Source organism: Leptospira interrogans, assembly GCF_900156205.1.
Classification (GTDB): domain Bacteria; phylum Spirochaetota; class Leptospiria; order Leptospirales; family Leptospiraceae; genus Leptospira; species Leptospira interrogans.
In genome coordinates this window covers 69,582-91,376 of sequence record NZ_FTNA01000017.1, presented here as the reverse complement: position 1 = coordinate 91,376, position 21,795 = coordinate 69,582, and the positions used below count along the sequence as shown (strand labels likewise).

The 21,795-nt window shown below is 33.4% G+C and carries 15 protein-coding genes; 3 read left to right on the top strand and 12 right to left on the bottom strand.

Annotation, left to right across the window (positions count from 1 at the left end):
- Positions 1 to 361 precede the first annotated feature (361 nt).
- From BW942_RS14180 to folE, 5 genes are all read right to left on the bottom strand, one after another.
- The gene (locus BW942_RS14180) at positions 362 to 1,930 is read right to left on the bottom strand and encodes a methyl-accepting chemotaxis protein (RefSeq protein WP_000043664.1); all 1,569 of its coding nucleotides are present in this window, start codon (positions 1,928 to 1,930) and stop codon (positions 362 to 364) included.
- A 575-nt stretch (positions 1,931 to 2,505) separates the two neighbouring features.
- Positions 2,506 to 3,336: a bifunctional helix-turn-helix domain-containing protein/methylated-DNA--[protein]-cysteine S-methyltransferase gene (locus BW942_RS14175; protein WP_000020273.1), complete on the bottom strand. Its 831-nt coding sequence runs from the start codon at positions 3,334 to 3,336 to the stop codon at positions 2,506 to 2,508.
- A 180-nt stretch (positions 3,337 to 3,516) separates the two neighbouring features.
- The gene (locus BW942_RS14170; protein ID WP_000580062.1) at positions 3,517 to 4,290 is read right to left on the bottom strand and encodes a cobalamin-binding protein; all 774 of its coding nucleotides are present in this window, start codon (positions 4,288 to 4,290) and stop codon (positions 3,517 to 3,519) included.
- A gap of 21 nt (positions 4,291 to 4,311) precedes the next feature.
- Entirely contained in the window at positions 4,312 to 6,276 is a 1,965-nt protein-coding gene (gene acs, locus BW942_RS14165) for an acetate--CoA ligase (protein WP_001983589.1), read from the bottom strand.
- Positions 6,277 to 6,375: 99 nt separating this feature from the next.
- Entirely contained in the window at positions 6,376 to 6,927 is a 552-nt protein-coding gene (gene folE, locus BW942_RS14160) for a GTP cyclohydrolase I FolE (RefSeq protein WP_000390685.1), read from the bottom strand.
- A 393-nt stretch (positions 6,928 to 7,320) separates the two neighbouring features.
- On the opposite strand from folE, the gene BW942_RS14155 reads away from it, so the two are divergent.
- Positions 7,321 to 8,532, top strand: a complete 1,212-nt coding sequence (locus BW942_RS14155) for a glycosyltransferase family 4 protein (RefSeq protein ID WP_000512778.1) — start codon at positions 7,321 to 7,323, stop codon at positions 8,530 to 8,532.
- A gap of 521 nt (positions 8,533 to 9,053) precedes the next feature.
- Here BW942_RS14155 and BW942_RS14145 read toward each other — a convergent pair.
- The 3 genes from BW942_RS14145 to BW942_RS14135 all read right to left on the bottom strand — a co-directional run bounded on the left by BW942_RS14145 (position 9,054) and on the right by BW942_RS14135 (position 12,048).
- Positions 9,054 to 9,542, bottom strand: a complete 489-nt coding sequence (locus BW942_RS14145) for an SRPBCC family protein (RefSeq protein ID WP_000620895.1) — start codon at positions 9,540 to 9,542, stop codon at positions 9,054 to 9,056.
- A complete protein-coding gene (locus BW942_RS14140) occupies positions 9,523 to 9,876 on the bottom strand; it encodes a metalloregulator ArsR/SmtB family transcription factor (protein WP_000965471.1) in 354 nt (117 codons plus the stop codon). The genes BW942_RS14145 and BW942_RS14140 overlap by 20 nt, the downstream gene beginning before the upstream one ends.
- Positions 9,877 to 11,088: 1,212 nt before the next feature.
- Positions 11,089 to 12,048 carry an NAD-dependent epimerase/dehydratase family protein gene (locus BW942_RS14135; RefSeq protein ID WP_001003555.1) on the bottom strand — a complete coding sequence of 320 codons (960 nt, stop codon included), beginning with the start codon at positions 12,046 to 12,048 and terminating at the stop codon, positions 11,089 to 11,091.
- A 95-nt stretch (positions 12,049 to 12,143) separates the two neighbouring features.
- Here BW942_RS14135 and BW942_RS14130 point away from each other — a divergent pair, with 95 nt between their 5' ends.
- A complete protein-coding gene (locus tag BW942_RS14130; RefSeq protein ID WP_000941137.1) occupies positions 12,144 to 12,548 on the top strand; it encodes an LIC13410 family lipoprotein in 405 nt (134 codons plus the stop codon).
- Between the two features lie 378 nt (positions 12,549 to 12,926).
- On the opposite strand, the gene BW942_RS14125 is transcribed toward BW942_RS14130, so the two are convergent.
- Complete coding sequence (locus BW942_RS14125; protein ID WP_000175921.1) at positions 12,927 to 13,715, bottom strand: LIC13411 family adhesin; 789 nt, start codon at positions 13,713 to 13,715, stop codon at positions 12,927 to 12,929.
- A 105-nt stretch (positions 13,716 to 13,820) separates the two neighbouring features.
- Between BW942_RS14125 and BW942_RS14120 the strand changes: the two genes are divergently transcribed.
- Entirely contained in the window at positions 13,821 to 16,250 is a 2,430-nt protein-coding gene (locus BW942_RS14120) for a 1-acyl-sn-glycerol-3-phosphate acyltransferase (RefSeq protein ID WP_000391163.1), read from the top strand.
- Positions 16,251 to 17,287: 1,037 nt separating this feature from the next.
- On the opposite strand, the gene purT is transcribed toward BW942_RS14120, so the two are convergent.
- The 3 genes from purT to BW942_RS14105 form a co-directional block, all read right to left on the bottom strand.
- Positions 17,288 to 18,451, bottom strand: coding sequence for a formate-dependent phosphoribosylglycinamide formyltransferase (purT, locus tag BW942_RS14115; protein WP_000727141.1), 1,164 nt, complete (start codon positions 18,449 to 18,451; stop codon positions 17,288 to 17,290).
- Between the two features lie 156 nt (positions 18,452 to 18,607).
- Complete coding sequence (locus BW942_RS14110; RefSeq protein WP_001168703.1) at positions 18,608 to 19,765, bottom strand: FecR domain-containing protein; 1,158 nt, start codon at positions 19,763 to 19,765, stop codon at positions 18,608 to 18,610.
- 225 nt (positions 19,766 to 19,990) lie between these two features.
- Positions 19,991 to 21,622: a helix-turn-helix domain-containing protein gene (locus BW942_RS14105; protein WP_000278605.1), complete on the bottom strand. Its 1,632-nt coding sequence runs from the start codon at positions 21,620 to 21,622 to the stop codon at positions 19,991 to 19,993.
- Between the last annotated feature and the right edge of the window lie 173 nt (positions 21,623 to 21,795).

The following is a 21,795-nucleotide window of genomic DNA, read 5'->3' as shown; positions in this document are numbered from 1 at the left end:
CACGCTGCGATCCGTAGAGAGCAGTGTTGCTGAGTTACCCACCGCGCGGTAATCCTTTCCGACTTAATCGTTAAAAAATATATAAATATATTATTTTATTTTAAAATAAAAATTTGATTCCATAAAGAGAACCACTAAATAATAATTAAATATAAGCCCAATCTAAAAACTCGTTTTATTTTCGATTATAGCTCAAAATCTTAAAAAACACAATCATAGCTTCGCGATTGACTTTTGCGAAAATACAGAAACTCTTAGAAATTGTACATTTTCAGAATCAATTGCTTTTGAAACAAACCCATAACATATTGTTATCTACGTACGTGTTTTGGTAAAAAATGTTGTATCCGTAAAAAAAGAATTAAACTATACTCAAAGCTTTTAAATCTCTAGATTGGGTTTTAATCTGTAAAACCCCGTCTTGAATTCTTCCAGATTCCTGAGTAATCTCATTGACTTCTTTTTCAAGTTCAAACATAGCCTTCATCATTTCTTTTTGAGCAGTCATCTGTTCTTCTGTAGAATGAAATAAGTTGTCCGATAACTTTTTAACTCTTTCTAAATTTTTAACAAAATCATTAACGATCGTAGTTCCACGTTCATACAAACGACTCATCTCTTCTATTTTTGAAACGGTAAGATTGACTTTAATACTTTGATTCTCAGTCAAGTGCCCTGTACCTTGAGAAGCGGTATTTGCTTCTTCAATAAATTCGAGAGATTCTTGAACCACTTTTGCAATCATCTTTGCATTTGTAGCCGTAAATTCTGCAAGTTTACTAACCTCTTGAGCAACTACAGCAAATCCACGACCTGCAGAACCAGCACGAGCCGCTTCGATAGAAGCGTTCAAAGAAAGAAGATTAGTTTTATCTGCAATTTCTCCTAAAATACGATTGATCTCATCCACACGTTGAAATGAATTCGAAATGTTTTTTAAGAACTCGCCAGTTTTTTCCACAGATTCCTTTACGACTTTCATTTCGGTTTTACTTTCTTTCGCATTAACGTCCAAACCTTTAGAATGATCTGAGATTTCAGCGATCACTTCTAAAAGGGTTTGGGCTTTTTGATTGAGTTCGATTAAATTTTCGTTTTGAATTCGAATCGAGTCTGCGTTTTTTTCGGACGATTTAGATAAAGAAGTTATTACTGCGTTTACCTCTTCTAAAGAAGCGGCCTGCGATTCCATCTTTTCGCTAGTTAAACTTGTAAATTCCGAAAAGTTCGTTACCGAAAGCTCCAAAGTTTCCGCCGAAGAATGAATTATCTTTCTATTATTTTCCAACTTATTTAAAAAATCCTTATTCTCTTGAAAATAAGAGGAAGCTTCTTGATATAACTCGTCAAATAAATTCATTAATCGATAAAGGATTAAACTTACACCTGCCATAAAGAAGATTTTCGTGATCTCTGCGCTAAGTTTAACATAACCAGGCTTCATATTAATCGTATTGTCTTCCGAAAATCTAAGACCGTGAAAGGCTGCATTAGTCAATGCAATCGAATAACCAAAATAACAAAACATACCTGTAATTAGTACAAACTTTGGCCTACCTAAAAGACCGGAATAAGCAATAATAAAATAATATACTGAATAAAGAATCGCGTTTTTGAGAACGGGGGAAATCAGTTCCGGAGAAACCATACTATCCAAAAAAATCGTCACACTCAATATAAGAGAATCAAATATAATAAATAGATTATGAACCCATTGTTTAATTTCATATTTTTTATAGAGAATAAAACCGAAAAGCGTGTAAACAAACATAAAAAACGCAGCGGAAGAATGAATGATTTTAATCTGAATTTGAAGTGTTTTAAAACTCGCGGCTAAAGAAATCAGCACCATAACCATAATTGTCATTCTAGAATAATATGTAAGCGCCTCTCCCTTCTTGCGAATGGATTCTATAGATTGTTTGGACATAAGCCAAACGTTTTTATAATTTAATTTCAGTAAATGAAAAGTGAAAACCTATTTGGAAATCCAGTATCCGTATTATAAAACGACAGATTTCAATTTTAGAATGAAGTATTTTGATCAAAATCTTTGTTTAAAATCTGAGATTTGAAGTTGAAAATGGTAAATGAAAAAACTTTTAAACTACTGTTCAGTATTAAAAACTAAAACTCTAGAATTAGGATGTTTTGAAACTTAAAGTGTAGGAACACTACCTTTTCGAAAAAATTCGATACAAGGCATAAAAAAGAAGTTTTACAGTTTTGAGAAATCGTACAGATCTTATACAGAATCTAACAAAGGAATATTAAAGATTATAAATCAGACGATGTAACGATTTGTAGGAACTACCATGTTTGATTGAAGATTTAAAAATAGTTTCATTAGAATTGTTGAAAAATTAATTCTCCATTTGTTTCTATTTCATGGAAACTATCAATTGAAGCAGTTTTGTTAATCACCGCTATGGAATTTTTCAACAACTCTACTCTAAAATTTTAGAACAAACTCAAAAATATTTTTTGTATGGTTTAAACTAAGTGTCAAATTTTAACTTTACTCGCCTCCCAACCGATCATAGCCATCTTTCTTTCAGAACCCCATCGATATTCTCCAATTCCACCTGTACTTTTAATCACTCTATGGCAAGGAATCAAATATCCTATTGGATTTTTACCGATAGCAGTTCCAACCGCTCTAGAAGCATTTTCTTGCCCAATCAAATCTGCAATATCTGAATAAGAAGATAGTTGTCCTTCCGGAATTTTGAGAAGAGCTTCCCAAACTTTGATTTGAAATTCGGTTCCCTTCAAATGAAGTTTGATTTTTTCATGCCCGTTTAACGTTTTATCGAAAAAACGAATGACTCGATTTTGATTCTCATCCATTTGCTCAATTATATCCGCCCTATTCCATTGTTCTTTTAACTCGGAAACAATTTGTTCTTCCGGAATATCATAAAAAAATAAATTACAAATTCCTTTTTCTGTAGAAGCAATTAAATAATTACCAAAAACACTTCTTTGAAAACTGTATCGAATTTTAATATTTTCACCTCCGTTTTTAAATTCTCCCGGAGTCATCCCTTCAATCTTTACAAACAAATCATGTAACCTACTCGTTCCAGACAATCCAGTTTCAAAAGCAGCATCAAATAAAGTGGTTTGAGGTTTAGAGAGAATCGATTTAGCATTTTGTAAAGTAATATACTGTAGAAATTGTTTCGGACTCACTCCTGCCCATTCCGTAAACAGTCTTTGAAAATGAAACGGACTTAAGTTTACTGATTTTGCAACCTCGTCCAACTCGGGTTGAGAAATCGCATTTTTTTGTATGAATTGAATTGCTTCCGCAATTTTTTGATAGTGGCTCATATTTAAATCTTATTCGAAGTCTGGATTTTTGGAAACCCGATCCTTGCTATTTTTATAATATTTTGTAAGTTCTAAATCAATTTTTCTGTAATAATAGTTTTTATTTACACTCAAATTTTTAGAGGATAAACTTACGAAAGTATTTAAAATTTATCCCCAATTTTAAGGAACTAAAACAAACTAAGAATGAATTAATTTCACAAGTTGATCGATTCCTTCTTCAAACAATGCTGGGCCGGGCTGAAGAATAATAGAAGGATCTAACTCGTAAACTTTATGATTTAGAATTGCACTTACGTTTTGCCAGTCTGGATGTTTTTGCACCCATTCAAAGTTCATAGGTTTTCCACACCAAGAACCTATATAAACTTCCGGATTTGCCTTTGCAACGTCTATTGCAGAAATGATTCTATCCTTTGCCAAAGACTTCGTTTTGAGATGTTCAAAACAATCTTTTCCACCAGCGAGTTTAATGAGTTCCGAAACCCAGGAAATTCCAGTTATGATCGGTTCATCCCATTCTTGAAAAAAAACAGATGGTTGGCTTTTTGAAGAATACACTCTTTCAATTTCGTCTAACTTTCTTTTCCAACCTTCAATCAATTTTTGAGTTTCGTTCCCTTTACCTACTATAGATCCTAAAAGAGATAGGGTATCGAAAATTTCCAAAATCGTTCTTTGATTTGTAACAAGTACGTTCAATCCTTCCTCAATCAAATTTTTTGCAAGATCCGATTGTATATCTGAAAATCCGATCACTAGATCCGGTTTTAGTTCCTTAATTCGTTTTATATTTCCGTTGATAAACGCAGAAATTTTAGGTTTTTCTTTTTTAGCTCTGAGCGGTCTAACTGTATAAGCGGAAATTCCTACGATTCGTTCTTCTATTCCAAGCAGGTAAAATAACTCGGTTGTTTCTTCTGTAAGACAGATGATTCTTTTCGGTCCGATCAAACTTTTACCACCTTACGGATGTTAACTGTGAAATTTCTTTTTATCTTCGATCAATTTTTGAACCACAGATGGATCTGCAAGAGTAGAAGTATCTCCTAAACCTTCAAATTCTCCAGAAGCAATTTTTCTTAAAATCCTTCTCATAATTTTTCCAGAACGCGTTTTTGGAAGACCTGGAGCCCAATGAATCACGTCCGGCCTTGCAATTTTACCGATCATTTTTTCCACAGTTGAGATAAGCTCTTTTTTCAAAACATCGTTAGTCGTAACACCTTCTTTAACCGTAACGTAGGCGTAAATTCCCTGACCTTTGATGTCGTGTGGAAAACCTACTACAGCGGCTTCGGCAACAGATTTATTTTCAACGAGTGCACTTTCCACTTCTGCGCTTCCGATCCTATGACCGGAAACGTTAATCACATCGTCCACTCTTCCAGTGATCCAAAAATATCCGTCTTTATCTCTACGCGCTCCGTCTCCTGTAAAATAATATCCTTTAAACTGAGAAAAGTAAGTTTCAAAAAATCGTTTAGGATCTCCGTAAACTCCGCGCATCATTGAAGGCCAAGGACCTTTGATACATAGATTTCCAGAAACTTCTCCCTTATCAGTAATCTCCTTACCATCGTTATCCACTAAAACAGGCTGTACTCCAAAAAATGGCAACGTCGCAGAACCTGGCTTCTGAGGAATCGCTCCCGGAAGAGCCGTAATCATAATCGATCCTGTTTCTGTCTGCCACCAAGTATCCACGATAGGACATTTTCCTTTTCCTATATTTTTAAAATACCATTCCCAAGCTTCTGGATTGATCGGTTCTCCAACAGAACCCAAAAGACGAAGAGAACTTAAATCTCTTTTTTGAATATGATTTAATCCTTCTCTCATCAAAGCCCGAATTGCAGTCGGTGCCGTATAAAATATATTTACACCGTATTTATCGATAACGTCCCAAAATCTCCCAGCGTCCGGATAAGAAGGAACCCCTTCAAACATTACGGAAGAAGCTCCGTTGGACAACGGGCCATAAACTAAATAAGAATGACCAGTTACCCAACCAATATCAGCGGTACACCAATACGTGTCCTCGGGTTTAATATCAAATACATAATGAAATGTTAAATTAGCTCCTAAAAGATAACCTCCGGTAGTATGTAAAACTCCCTTTGGTTTTCCAGTCGAACCGGAAGTATAAAGGATAAAAAGAGGATCTTCAGCATCCATCTCTTCCGGCTTACAATATGCAGAAAGTTCCGGATCGTTCATCAAAAAATGATACCAGTAGTCTTGACCGTCTTTCCAAGTAAGACCGGACTCGTTTCCAGTACGACGAACTACGATTACGGTTTTTACTTTTTCTTTGGACTTTTCGAGAGCAAGGTCCACGTTTTTTTTCAACTCGATTGGCTTTCCACCTCTAAAACCTCCGTCCGCAGTGACAACTAACTTTGGTTTACAATCGTCGATTCTACTTTGAAGGGCTTCCGGGGAAAATCCGCCAAACACGACAGAATGGATCGCACCGATTCGAGTACATGCAAGAATTGTAATAGCTAATTCTGGAATCATAGGTAGATAAACCAAAACCCGATCCCCTTTTTTTACTCCAAATTTTTTAAGAATGTTCGCAAAACGATTTACTTCTCTGTAAACATCATAATAGGTAAGCACTCTAGATTCTGTGGGATTATCACCTTCCCAAATTAAAGCGGCTTTGTTTTTTAAGGGAGTGCTGATATGACGATCTAAACAGTTGTAAGAAACATTGAGTTTGCCACCTTTAAACCATTCTACTTTTGCGTTTTTAAAATCGTGGCTTAAAACTTTAGTCCATTTTTTAAACCAAATCAAGCGGTTGGCTTCTCTTGCCCAAAACTTGTTCGGGTTTTCTATGGATTCTTTATAAAGAGATTTATAATTCTTAAGACTAATGTTCGCATTCTTTTTAAATTCTGCGGACGGTGAAACGACTCGTTCTTTTGCCATAACTTCCTCCGAATTCGGCAAAGAATGTTTCTTTTTTTCTCTCTGTCTACCAAATTGCGAAAGAAGTTTTTTATAAAATTTATGATTAAGAACTATCCTTTAAGTGGATCCAGTACGAATCAGATCCAAAAATTCAGAACGAGTGACCATGTTTTCTTTAAAAGCGCCTAACATACACGAGGTGAAAAGTTCAGAATTTTGTTTTTCCACCCCTCTCATCATCATACAAAGATGTTTTGCCTTGATTACCACGGCAACACCTTGAGGATCTAAAACTTCTTGAATAGCGTAAGCAATCTGTTCTGTGAGACGTTCTTGAACTTGCAACCTTCTGGCAAAAACATCCACAATTCTAGGAATTTTACTAATCCCTATGATCTTTTTGTTTGGGAGATAAGCCACGTGCGCCTTTCCATAAAAAGGAAGAAGGTGATGTTCACAAAGGGAATACATTTCTATATCTCTAACTAAAACCATTCCTTCTGTTGGTTCTTCAAAGATGGCTCCATTTACAATTTTTGTAATGTCAGCGCGATAACCGGATGTCAAAAATTCGTACGCCTTTTTAACTCGTTTTGGAGTATTGAGAAGGCCTTCTCTAGTTGGATCTTCTCCAATCGATTTTAAAATATTAATTACATCTTCTTCCAATTTAAACTCTCTTGTTCAATTTTCTTTTAAAAATCATTAAGTTTTTCTAAAAACTTATAGGGATTTATACTTCAATACATCCACAAAATCCAAGTGGCTAAAATTGTCACAAGTCCTTTAGATATCACACCAAAAGTGAGACTTAATTTAACACGAATTTGGCGTAAGAAAATTGAGAAGAATCCGCTCTCGAATTTTATAACAAAATGGCTCATGAACGCACTCAAACTCAATTCTGTCTTGTTCTCGATGGATCGCAGCATAATGCTCCATTCCTTCGGTAATTTTTAGAAACCTTTTTCAAGAATCCCCATTTTGAAAAGTATCTTCCGAATCTTCCATCGTATTTTCATTTTCTTGCAGATTTCCAGCAAAGAGAAGTAATGTCCGATCATGGGAATACAAAATCAGAAAGAAAAAACAAACCGCGATTTTAGAATTGGATTAGACGCCCGTATGATCTCTCATTCCGGCATTGGAATGAGAATTAGAGGACTTCTGAAATATCTAGGTCCCATCGCTAAAAAGGAAAAAATTCAAATCTATCTTTTTGGTGATCTAAAAACGATTCAAAACGAAGGAATTTCATGTCATGAATTTTCTGGTTTTGAACAAGATCAAAACCCCATTACAACCAAAAATAAATCTATTCGAAAAACAAAAGATTTCTCCTATCCTGTAATTTCATATCTCGCTCCGATTTATTCCCTTTCCGAATTTTTAGGTCATCCTTGGATGGAAAGAATGGATCTTTTAGACATTCCTCATTTTAACGCGCCTCTTCCTTATCTGAATAAATCAATCGTAACAATTCATGATATTATTCCTTTTCGAATGAAGGAATTTCATTCAAATTTCGTAAAACGAATTTATATGCAAATTGTATTTCGTTTAATTCGATCGTTTTCAAAAAAGGTGGTGTCCGTTTCCGAACACACCACAATGGATTTAAAATCTGTATTCGGTTTTTCTAAAGATAAAATGAAACTGATTTATAATGGTATAGACCATTCCGTTTTTTATCCGGCAACTTCTACTGAAAAAAAGAATTTTTTAAAAAAATATAATCTCAAAGAAGGTTATTTATTGAGTGTCGGAATCGGTAAAGGTCACAAAAATTTAAACTTAGTTTTAGACGTTTTAAAATCTCTTTGGAATTCCAAAATTTTAAAAACCAAATGGACATTAGGTGGTGCGTCTGGAAAAATTCCAGATTATTTACAATCATTTGTAACTGGTTATGAAGACCAAATAGTCCCCATGAAAAAGTTACCTTTGGAAGAACTTCGTTGTCTTTATTCTTGTGCGGATCTTTTTATCTTTCCTTCAAAATACGAAGGTTTTGGATTTCCTCCTCTCGAAGCACAAGCTTGCGGTTGTCCGGTAATCTCTTCTAACTCGACCGTAATGCCTGAAATTTTACAAAACAGCGTGTTTTACTTTTCTCCTGAAAACCCAGCTGAATTGGAAAATCTTCTAAAAGATTTTTTAAAAAATCGAAATTCCATAAAAAAAATGATCCCGAAAGGTAAGAAAAACTCTACAAGATTTTCTTGGGAAAAAGCGACTTTCGAAACTTTAGAAGTTTATAAAAATCTTTTATAACAATTTTTACATAAGTTTTTGTATTTAAAAATTTTGACAGACTTTAAGCAGTTCATAAATTCCAGACAAAAATGAATAATCACTATATCCAAATGGTTTTTACATAAAAGAATTGTTTAAAAATTAGAACCTATCCCAAAATCTTAAAGAATTTGCATGATAGTTCTTTAGAAATTTTTAATAAAACACAATAGTTCCTACAAAAACCGTCACATTTGGTAATTTGGAAACCTTCAAGTAATTCTAATATTATTAAATTTTTGTGTGAGCTCCCACATCTTGAGGTTTTGGGACAAGTTCTTAATTTTCCATCTGTTTTTATTACATTAAAATGGAAAATTAAGCAATTTTGCTAAGCCTAACTATGGAATTTTTGAACAACTCTAATTTATTATATAATATTTTTTTGAAATTAGATCAAATTTTAAATCTTTATCTATTCGAAGATATAAAATTAGACAGAGTTTTTCAGCCTCACTGATTCGGTTTTTGGATTCTTAAAACTCTGTAATTTTTCCATATTAAGATCTATTGAGTGTCTCCAAATATTTACTAAATTTAGCGATATGTTGTTTAGCACCTTCAATTGCACCATATTTTTTATTAATTCTTTCAAGTTCTTCTTTACTCGAAAAAACTTGTTCGACTGTTAGATTTGTGCCTTCACCAACTTGTTCAAACATAACTCTCGATTGAAAATCAACATCTTTTGCACCTTCACCGTCGCCTAAGTGTTTATAATAAATGTAATTAGGTTTGCTAATGTCTATAAATTGAATCTTATTTTTATAGTCATGACCGTCGGGACCATGCATAATGAAATCCCAAACCCCACCATTTGAAAAATCCATACTTTTAATCGTCAATGTAAAACCCTCCGGTCCCCACCACTGTGAAAGATGCTCTTGAGATGACCATACCTCAAAGGCAAGATCTACCGGTACATCTAGATATCTCTTATAAATGACTTTGTTGCTCTCAACGATTGTTTCAGCGTAATTTCTTATCATGGGATTTTTCCTTCTTTATTTTTAAAAGATATTTATCCAAGTTATCTAAGCGTTTATTCCATAGATTTTTAATATCAAGTAACCAATCTTCCATTTCATCAATTCCTGAATTATTAAGACTATAAATACGTCTTTGTGCCTCCTTTTTCATATGAAGAACCTTTGCTTCTTTTAATACCTTTAAATGTTGTGAAATAGCGGGCGGAGTCATTTTAAAATTTTGGCTTATCTCAGTGGAGGTAAGTTTGCCGTTTTTGGCCACCAATCTCACAATTTCCCTTCTTGTATCATCTGCAAGAGCAGCAAAAGCATTCATATATAAAAAATAAAGCATTTACTTAATTAAGTCAATACTTAAATTAATGTTCTTAAAAATTTAGCCTATTTTTAACATGAAAATTCCTAAAAAAGCGATCTAAGCGTCCAAACCTTACGAAATATCGATAATAGAATTATTAAAAAATTAATTCTCCATCTTGTTTCTGTTTTATGAAATAATCGATTGAAGCAATTTTGCTAAGCCTAGCTATGGAATTTTTGAACAACTCTAATTATCGTTTGTCAGGTGAAATATAAGCTAACTTTTGTGTGTTTCTGAATAAAGTGATTCTACGAGTATTTCTTTTTGTGTTAGAACTTCTATAGATAAAAATAGCTCAGAACTGATTGCAAATAATAAGCGAATTAACATATTACGATAAAGAAAAGTAACTAAAGCATAAGCCCAAAAAAAGAACTATCGCAAAGACAACGGGAAAATTTCTAACATCACCCAACCCCACAAGTTGAATAGGATTTTAGAATCAAAATTGAACTCAACAGAACGGGCTTTCTATGGATCGCCGTTCTGGGCTCAAAAAGGCACATTTTTCAAGTGTTCCGACAAGAATGAGTCTTTTTACTTGCAAAAAGTATGTTTTTCTAATAGAGAAAAATTTTCCGAACTTTACCGCCCTCACCCAAAAATAGGGAAAACTCAGCACAACGCTCTTTATGAATCGCGTTGTGGGGTGGGAACTAAGTTTTACAGAGGATTTGTCGGAATTACGACAGATTTATATTGAGATCAAAACTCGCTCTGAGAAAAATAAGTATCATTATAAAGTCTCGAATGAACTAAAATACAAACAAAGTTAGAAACAATATAAAAATTCTGTTATTCAAAGAATGGTGATGAACCGCTAATCTATAGATAATTGAATACCGTCAATTTTAATACAAATCTTCGTTTAAACGCAGAATTTTAAGTACTCCAATTTATAGTTTCCAGTAGGAATATGATAAAAATATAACCGAATACATTTTTTATGATTGATTTCATGGAAAGCCTAAAGGTCGTAAAAATGTCTGTTACGACCATGAAAGTATCGATTCGTTGTTTATTTTTGAGAGAAATTCTACATTCTAACTTCTGAACAAACTTGTCCTAGTATTATTGAGAAAAGTGAAGCTATTTCAAAAAAATCTTAGAATGATTGGCATTTTAAGCAAAAATAAAGTATTTTTGAGATGAGATGTAGTAATTTTTGTGAATGATTCAAATTGATTACTTTAAAATAGATCCAATCCCTTTTTCGAAATCCGTTTTGAACCGAAAACCCAGTTCTTTTTGGATTCGACCAGAATCTATAACCGAAGACTCCTGAATGTATTCTAAATTGATTTTCTTTTTAGTCAATTTAGATAATAATATATTTACTATATTCAATAAAAATAATATTATACCTTTAAGTTTCAATTTAAGAAAAAACTTCTTTGGATTTAATTTTGAAAAAAGAAATTCTATGTCTTCCAAACTCAAAGCCTTAGGATAAGCGACGTTAAATATTTTTCCGGAAGCTTGATTCCATTTTTTTAATACGATTAAAATAGCCTCCACAACATCGCAAGAGTGAACAACAGATTTTTTGAAATTAGGATTTCCAGAATAAAGTAAAATCCCATATTGAAACAACTTTAAGAGTTTATTTAGAAAACTTTTATTAGTAGGACCGTAAACCGAAGCAATTCTTAAAATCACAAAAGGATTTTTAGATTTCTTCACGAGAAATTCACATTCTATTTTTGAAATCGCATAAAAAGTATTTCCGTTTAACGCAGAAGTTTCTGTAACGGGTCGATCCGAAAAACCATAAACCGAAGAAGAGCTAGAAAATAAAATTTTAGTCGTACGATTTTTAGAAGCAAATTGAAGAACCTTTCGAGTTGAAAGTTCATTCCCTTTTTTATATTCTTCCAAGGTAAAAGCCTGGCCGCTGACTTTTCCCGCAAGATGAATAATAAATTCCGGCTTTTCTCGGATCGAAAAATCGGAATCGTCTTCAAGATCCACTTCGTAAAAAATAAAATTAGAATGAAATCGAATCGTATCCGGAAAAGAAGAAATTTTTCTTCCAATACAAATTACTCTATAACTTTTGAGTAATTCAGGAACAAGCACCAACCCCAAGGAACCACTACCACCGGTTACCAAAATTGTTTTTTTGAAATTTACTTTCTCGTTCATGAGACCACCGTGATACTTTTACAAGTATAAAGAAGAATTTTTTAAAAGTTGTTTCGATTTTTACTCTCGACAGAGTAAAAACAAAAACGATAGTTGTGCTTCAAAATCCAAACTTAGAGAAAACAATGATAAGAAATATTTTTTCAACGATTTTAATTTTAACTTGTATCCTAACAGTTTCATTTTGTAGTTCCGAAGAGAAAAAACAACCTCCTAGGCAGGAATATCAACCTAATTCAGACATTAGAACCTTTGAAGTAGGAATGATTAAAGAAGGAGATAAACGAATCAAGGCAGAAGCAGTTTTAGGAACACCTTCAGTAGAACTTAACACGCAAGACGGAGCTGTTTTAGAATGGTATTTGGTTTCTACTGATTATCAAAAAAATTCTTATAAGACGTTAGCCGAAAGACCTGCAACCGTCACCGAAGATACTAAGTTCATTAAACTTATGATCGATAAAAAAGGTGTGATTAAAAAAATGGAATATAAACTCTAATCTAAGAGTTTTTATTCAGAGTCTGTCCCAAAACCGTCAAGTAATCCGGAAAAGAGATCTGAGTTTCTCAAACGCAAATAGAAAAGAGACGTTTTAGTTTCACAAAAATGTGAGAATTCATACAGAAACTTTAATGTTAAAGAATCGCAAATCGTAATGTGATGGTTTACTTTTTTATTGGGGATTCAAAGATGATTGATTATAAGGTTTTGGAATAGATTCTTAGAATTTCACAAATGAATGTTCTTGTCGATTTCTATAAAATTGAGTGCCGTAAATTTTTATTGTAAAGCCCTGTTTCAGCGCCAAATATTGGGTACTCGATTATAGTTATGAGCAATAGAACAAATTATCTGAGAGTTTTGAGGTAAATTCTTTCTAATCCGCAACGTCATCTTCTAATAAATCCAATCCAGTAAATCCTACTAAAAAATCTAAAAGTTCCATAGGATTAAAACCGATTCTGAGTCCCGCATAAATACCTAAATAAACCTCGATCTGATAAAGAAAACTTCTAGGATAACCATCCTTTCGTTTATTAAAATTTTGTAATGCGTTTTGTACGGCGGGATCGTTTCTGTCTAAGTTTTGTTTTTCTATAAACCTTTTGTAAAATTCCTCCTTCTTTTTTCTTCTTCTTTCCGCAACCGGAATATTGTAAAAAGAAAGATAACGTAACTTTTGACTTTTGATATTATACCTTTCATTTAAAAACTCAGGAACCTGATCACCAGGAATCTTAGAGTCCTCCAGATTTTTCAATTCCTCCGTAGTTTCCGAAGAAGTTGTTTCGGTCGATTCAGTTTCAGAAGTTTGTTTATCCGCTTCTAAAGGGAAAAAAGTATCCCCACCTAAAATTCCGAAGATCAATTGTTGAGATCGATACGAACCAAAATAACCTCCTCGAAGTCCATAACCTTTTCCTAAATCTCTTTTACCAGGAGCGGATTCTCCACCTTGAAAAACAAAACCCGCAGCTAAAGGACCAATTCTAACTCCCGCTCCATAACCGGGGGTTTCCACTCCTATAGTAAAGATGTCCTTAAAATCGTTTTTTCTATTTTGAAAATACGTGGCACAATTGGTAAAACTGATCAGAAAGTAATTTAAGATTAAGAAAAAAAGCAAAAATCCGTTATATTTTTTTGTGGAATTCGATAAAGTCACAGACCCACTCTCTTGTGATTTATCAGTTAGGCAACCCGGAAAAAGAAAATGAAAAATTCGTTTTCTGATTGTTTCTCAAATTCTTAAGGTCTCAATAGAGATAGAATGGAAGAAATAAAATCATCCACAATCATCCCTGAAAATATCGCCGTTCTGGGAGGTGGTCCGATGGGGATTTATCTTTCTACATATCTTTCCCCTAAGGCAAAGGAAATTTATCTTTGGTATGACGATCGTAAAAGAGCCGCAAAAATAGAAAAAGAAAGAATAGCCACCATACTTGAAGATTCAATCTCGATTCCTGAAAATGTTCGTATCCAAAGTGAATTCGATTTTTTAAAGAACGGTTCTTGGGCACTAATTATAGCAGTGCCTTCTAGATTGATGGAAGGAATTTTGGACGAATTATCTAAAGTTTTAGATAAGAATTCTTCACATTTTATCTTTACGTTTACAAAAGGACTTCTATCCTCATCTACAAGAAAAAAAACGAACTGTATTACATATTCTGAATATTTACAAAAGTTATGTGTTGCCGGAAAGTTTAAAAACATAGAATATACCGCAGTTAACGGACCAAATTTATTAGGAGAACTCAAACGAGGACATCATAGTTTTTATTGTTTGGCTTCTTCCGGAACTCAATCCATCGAAATTTTTGAAACTTTATTTTGTGGCTCTCGCAATCATACAAAAACGTATGAGGATCTAATTGGCTTGGAAGTATCAGGGGCGATGAAAAATCCAATTGCGATCGCTTGTGGAATTGCTTCCGGAATTCCAGAATGTGGAAGCAACTTCGAAGGAGAATTAATCAGCTTGGGTTATTCCGAAATTATTACTCTTTTGAAAGCGCTCGAAATTCCTATCCAACCGGTTCAAGAATATGGACTTGCGGATCTAATCGCTTCCTGCACTTCTCGTTATAGTCGAAATAAAGCGTATGGTCATCGATTTGTACATAAATTGATTTCGGGAGAAGATCGTCCCAATCTGATAGAAAGGATCGAATTATTTTTTAATCCCGCAGAATTCATCCAAAAAGAAGTAAGCCAGAGCGAAAGCCACGTAGAAGGAGCATTTGCACTTGCTTCAATCATTTCTTTGGCGGAAGAAAAAAAAGTGGAAATTCCACTTTATGATACACTCTTTCAAATACTTACTAGAAGAGTTTCTCCAACGGAACTCATTCGTTTCGTATCTAAGTCCACGTCGGATGAAGTTCATCATATTTCCAAAATCGCTACAAAACGTTCCGGTTTGGGAATGGCTTCGGGAAAAAAATTTCAAGAAGCCTTGAGTAAAAACGTACTGAGACGTATCAACGGACAACCTGGAATGACGGATCGTATTCTCAAACAATCTTCTCTTCTTATAAAATCTTTAGAAAAAAGATACCAGGAAGCAAAAGAATCTAACGACGTCACAGATTTATTACAAATTCCCAAAGAGATACAATTTTGGAGCGAAGTAGAAAAAAAGTTTCAGGAAACCGGGAACAAAGATCTAACGAAAATATTAGACTTTTATGTTACTGAAATTGCAGACGACTATAAACCTTTTTTAAGAGACACATTGATTCATCTGATCGCTCCAGCTCGCTACGTATTAAGCGGTTTTAAATCCGGCGCGGGATTACCCAAAATAGGTGGTTGTGTTAAAGAAGTGAAGGCTCTCGCTTCTAGATATGATATACTTTATACTCCCACACATAGATCTCATTTAGATTCAATCGAAGTAGCTTTTGGATTAAAATGGTTGGGGTTGCCGGTACCTAGATACGCCGCGGATAAAAAAGTAATGGCCACACCAGGACTTGCCAGCGTGCTAAAATCTTTAGGTGCATATATGGTAGATAGAAAACGAAATCGGAATATTCTATATTTAGAATGTTTAACCCAATATTCAACAATGATGTTGGAAGCTGGAATTCCTACATTGGTATATCCGGAAGGAACTCGTTCTAGAACCGGGGGAATTTTACCGATCAAAACAGGAATCTTATCCACATCCGTTGAAGCTTACAAACATACTGGTTCCGAAGTAATCGTAGTTCCGATCGTGTTGTCTTATGAAAATGTTCCTGAAGACGAAGAATTTTGTGGTAAAGATAAGAAATCTGGTTTTAAAGATTTTTTTTACAAAAGAAAAGAAGTATATATGGATCTTTGCGAACCAATACCGGTTTCAAGATATATACACGAAGAAGATCCCACAGGATCAATAGGATTTGAAATCACTCAAGGTTGGAAAAAATATAGACGAATTTTACCGAATCAACTTGTAGCGCGTATGATCGTAGAAAGCGGAGGAGAAGTAAACACGAACGAACTTAGAAACTTAATCAAAGAAACTCTACTAACTAAAAAAGGAAACTATCTCATTCAGGATTCAAATGAAATTTTAAAACGAGGACTTAAAATATTAAAGCAAAAAAAAATAATATCTTTAGAGAATGGAAACTTAAAGATATTAGACAAGAATTTGATCCAGTACTATGCAAATATGTGTTCGGACGAATCCTCTTACTCATAATTATATCATAAAATACTAAACCATTATTTTATACTTCTATAATATTAATTTAGAGTAAAAACTTGAGCAAATCCAGCTTCGCCGGACCGCGCTCTTAGCTCCAGTAAATAAACCGCATAAAAGAAATTTAATACAATATTTTGTCTTTAATTTCAATTTATTATAGAATGCGATCCGTCGAACGACTCATGGAGAATAAAACGCTGAGTTTGAAAGAGCGTTTTGCTGAGTTCATCTACGTTTCAATTACTTTCGCATTGGATTATATCGAACTATCGCTAAACGGCACTTTGTGATAAACATTAGAGTTGTTGAAAAATTTCATAGTTCAATTAACAAAACTACTTCAATCGACCGTTTCCATAAAATAGAAACAGATGGAAAGTTAGTTTTTCAACAACTCTATTTAAGTACTTAATTTGGTAGAGATCAGTAGTGAAAACGGGTTCAAATAAAAAACACTCAGGCTTGTTTCAAAAGGTTTGAGTGATCATTCTTTAGAAGTTTTTAATCAAATGTAGTAGTTCCTACAAATTAGGTCGCATTGGCAATTTACGAACTTTCGAGAAATTCTAATCTCGTTAAATTTTCGTAGGTAGTTCCCCATTTTTGTAAAACTCAATCTCACGGGTCGTTCGATAACTTTTGGGCAAGTTTTAAATTTATATTATACAAACAAAATTCTAGGAACTACCGCAAAAATAGTATTACAAGTCTAAAATCGCCGATACGCACCAATCAAAATAATTACGAGAAAAAAATCCGCAGTAGTTCCTAGAAATCTGGATTTTATAGATAAATTCTGAAAGTGTGGGAACTCATACAATTAAGAAACTACGATAAAATTCAAATGAAATAGTATATCACCTAAAATAGACATAATTTCTAGGAACTACCGTATTTATTGCTATCACGATAAGACCCAAAAAGAATTAAACTTTGACACGAAATTACAATTTTGTAGCACGAATCACCAAACACAAATTTTACGCAAAACTAAATTGAAAATCGTTACCTTGAATTTTATAGAGATTCATTCAATCGACTTTGATTTTAGAAGCTAAAAGAACCGCACGTTTACGAAGAGAAGAAATTTCCTCTCCTTTTGTAGAATAAGAAAGAGTAACACCCATTCTGCGATACGGCCTTGTAATAGGTTTTCCAAAAATTCTAAAATCTGATTCAGACATTCCAGATGCAATATCTAACCCACTAATTTCGGGGGTTTTATTTTCAGTACTCGCAAGAATTACAGCGCTTGCACCTTTTCTTTCCAGAGTAATTTCTAAAATTGGAATTCCTAAAATCGCTCTAAGGTGAAGTTCGAACTCGTTGAAATTTTGTGTTCCGGCTAACGTAACCATTCCAGTATCGTGCGGCCTTGGAGAAAGTTCCGAAAAATAAACCTTATCCTCGGTTAAAAAAAATTCCACTCCCCAAATGCCAAAACCAGTCAGTTCTTTTGTCACTGCGTCTGCCATCCTCTGGGCTTCTTTAAGTTGAACTTCCGAGATTGCGGCCGGTTGCCAACTTTCTTGATAATCCCCTCTTTCTTGTCGATGGCCGATCGGTGGGCAAAATAAAGTTTTACCATTTTTCTGAGTAACCGTTAAAAGAGTAATTTCCGATTCAAAAGGAATAAACTCTTCCACGATAATTTCTGCGGCACCGGCACGACCTTTTGTTTGAGACGCTTCCCAAGCTTTAGAAATTTCTTCTCGAGACTGGATAACCGATTGCCCTTTTCCAGAAGAAGACATGAGTGGCTTTACAACACAAGGAAAACCTAATATTTCCGTTGCTTTTATCAGTTCGTCTATAGAAGAAGCATATGCATATTTAGCTGTGAGAAGTTTTAGATCCTTAGCAGCAAGATCTCGGATCGATTTACGATTCATAGTAAAATTGGCAGCTTTTGCCGAGGGAACAACTTGATAACCCTGTTTTTCATATTCGTAAAAACGTTCTGTTTTAATCGCTTCGATTTCTGGAACAATCAAATCCGGTTTATGTTTCGCTATAATCTGATCCAAAAGGTTTCCGTCTAACATATTGATGATTTCTTTTTCGTGAGCGACTTGCATAGCAGGGGCATCATCGTAAGAATCAACTGCAATAACATATTGCCCCAACCTCTGAGCCGCAATTACAAATTCTTTACCGAGTTCACCGGAACCTAAGAGAAGGATTTTCTTTTTCATAGTCTGGGACAGATTGAAAGAATGAACAGAAAGATCAAAGAGAAAATTAAAACCAACAACAAAATTCTATTGTCCAACTTGAAATTATAGCTGTTCTTACATTTTTGGAAGAAATTTTTGTAGTAATTTATATATTCCAAAAATCCAATATACAATTTATTTATCTTTCATTCTAGAATTTTGATAATCAATATAATCAATTTCGTTTTTATTTAAACGAATTGCTCCTTTAGGAGTATGCAAAATTAATGTATCGCCGACTTGAGCAACGATCGCGCCCGAAAGTTTTGAGCCATCTTCTTTGACTACAGTTTCAAGAACATTATAATATTCATAAATTTCAGATTCGTATTTCAAAACGTTTCTCTCTATCTTTGCTTGAATTTTGTTCAAGGCTTGATCCAACTTGAAACTTTGATCACGCTGTATCTCTGAAGAAATCGAAGAAATAAAAGGTTGAACTTCGTTAGAATCTTGTTCGGCTAAGGCCTGGTCGACTAGAATCCGGTCTGCATAAACGAGAGTTTCTATCTCTGCAATTTCTTGAGGAGTTTCTACAAAAGTGGTTTTTTGAAGACTGAAATTTTCAATTTTCTGAATCGAAGCAAACTCTCTAGAAATATCTTCTTTATTTTCCACTTTTGTCAAAATGAGTTGAATCATTCGATCCAGACTCGGCTTTATAAGAGAAACTTCTCCTTTATCTAAAACGACTTCATTTTTTTTCAAAAACATTATAAATTCATCATATATTTCCTCGTTCATAGTTTTGATTTCTTCCAAGATTTTATTTGGAATCTTGAAACTCATTCCGACTGCACCTTCATAAACTTTTACTTCAGGAGATTGACTACCTTCCTCAAGTTTTAACGAGAAACTACTTCCTCGAACACCTGCAACCGTAGTGGAAGTAGATATAAAAAAAGACTCATCCGTTTTAAGTTTGTTCGTTTTAACTAACAATTCTCCAGATTGAAAATAAAGATTTGTTTCTTTGTGTTGTTTGTCAGGAAGGTTTTTTAAGATGATTTCCGTATAAGGTTTTATTCGAATCAGATTTCCATTTCCAGATTGAATATCAACCGATCCGGAAAAAGTTCGAATCAAATCGCATTCTTGCAAAATTAAACCTATGGAAGAAGGTAAAATTTTTCCATATCTAACGATTTCAATTTCGCCAGTATGAAAAATTATAATCATTTTTGAAGGAACAATTTCTTTTGAAAGGAACAAATACGCAATTAGATTGCAGGAGAAAAACAAATTCAAGACGAGTATACAAATGAAAAAGATCGAAAAAAAAAATTTTTGCATCGCATTTCCCCATATAACGTTTTAAATTCAATACAATGCCTCTTCTAAAAATAATTTTTCAAGAGAGATCACAATTATGAATTAAAAACACATTTTTCACTTTGAAAAATATTCTATTTTAAGACCGAAATCGATTCAAGCCCCCTAAGTAATATAATATTACAAAGGATAAACACGAAAATTCATTCAAAGTATTAAATTTTATGAATATACTAAAAATTAGAATTAAAAATTTTTACGAAATGTAGATTCGTTTTTAAGTTCTTTTCTACGGTATGCGTTCGGATTGGTTCCGGTAAACTTTTTAAATTCCATATAAAACGCAGATTTAGAACTAAACCCCGCGCTGCTTCCGATTTCAGCAGTTGTCTTATCTGGATGATCCAGAAGAAGTTTTTTAGCTTCTTCAATTCTATATTGATTGATTAAAGAAGGAAAATTATTACCAAATTCTACGTTAATGATTTCGGAAAGTTGATGAAGACTTAAACCAAGTTCTTTAGCTACGTTTTCTTCTTTTAAAGATTTTTGAAGAAATACTTTTTTCTTTTCCAAAAGATTCTTAACACCCTGAACAATTTCTACCACATTTAAAGAACTAGTTGTAGATTTTCTAGTTTGTATCGAATCTTTCTCTTCAAGTTTCTGAGACTTTTTCCGATTCAAAAACTCATTCAAATAAAAACTTATTAAAATAGAATGAAAAGGTAAAAATAGTACAACCCCAAACACTGAAAAATAGTTAAATGGATAAAAATCAAAATGAAAAATAGTCTTATAAATATTTAATACTAGAAACACGGTCCAAGATGCGGTATAAAGAAATCCAATCGAAGAGTTAGAACCAAAAAATTGATAGTGTACCCGAATAAAGTAAAAAGAGGAAAGACCTACCGTAACTACTAAAAGCAAAATCCTATGATCATACCAAGAATGCAAAAGAGGAATTAGAAAATATAAAACTCCTAAAGCTCCAGAGATCCAAAAAAACACTGAACGATAAACTTTCCTTTGGTTAATTTTATCTACCGAAAATAAATATAAAAATAAAAACACGTAAGAAATTCCAAGAAATAAGAAATAACTGTGCCGAAATAGATTATTTGTATTTCCCGCAATTTCTGCAAAAGTGCGTCCATGAAGAAAATAAAATGTAACAAGAACAGAAATAATATACAATAAAAAAGAAACGAAAGTAAAATTTCTAAATCGATAATAACCAAAAAGAGAATAAAAAATCGCAATCGCTACGATTCCTATAATTGAATAAGAAATGATCGATCTAAGTCTTTTACGAAGTTCAAATTCCTCTAAACCCATAATTTGAATTCGATAATTAATATCCTCGTTCGATAAAACAAAAAGATAGAAAATTCTATTTTCGTTAGGTTCTAAATCTATTCTAAAATGAGGTAAGTTCGTGAGAATTTTTTCATCTTCTATATCATTTGAATAACCAGATCGCGCAGAAACGAACTTTCCGCTTTTATCAAAAAAACAAAGCTGTGTATCTGGAACATTTAACCATCCGAGTAAAAGAATTCTACTTTGGATCGTAGATTCGGAATTTTTAACACTAAATCTCAGCCAATTCCCGAAAGGTGTTCTTTTTACACGTAAAACCTCGGTCGGAATTTGATGCCATTCTAAATCTTCCAAACCATCTATATGATCCGGAGAACAACCTGCAAATTGTTGCCCCCTATATCTATATTCTATAAGGGAACTTATGTTTTTTGAAGAGGTTTCTTGAGTAAGTAATACCGATTCGGGATGAGCAAAAACCGGAAAAAAAGAAATAAAAACGCCAAAAACTAGTACAAAAATTCTAAAATTAGAAGTTGGGGTTTTATACATTCCGTTTCATTAACCTTGAATTTAACAATATCATCGTTTTAAAAAATATTTCCAAAGCAAATTTAGTTTTTATTTTTTCTGTAAAAAAATTTCAATTTCTGCAATTCCCTAATAAGTAAACATTCCAAAATTCTGCCTCTAAACAAGGATTCGTTTTAAATTCACAGCACTTT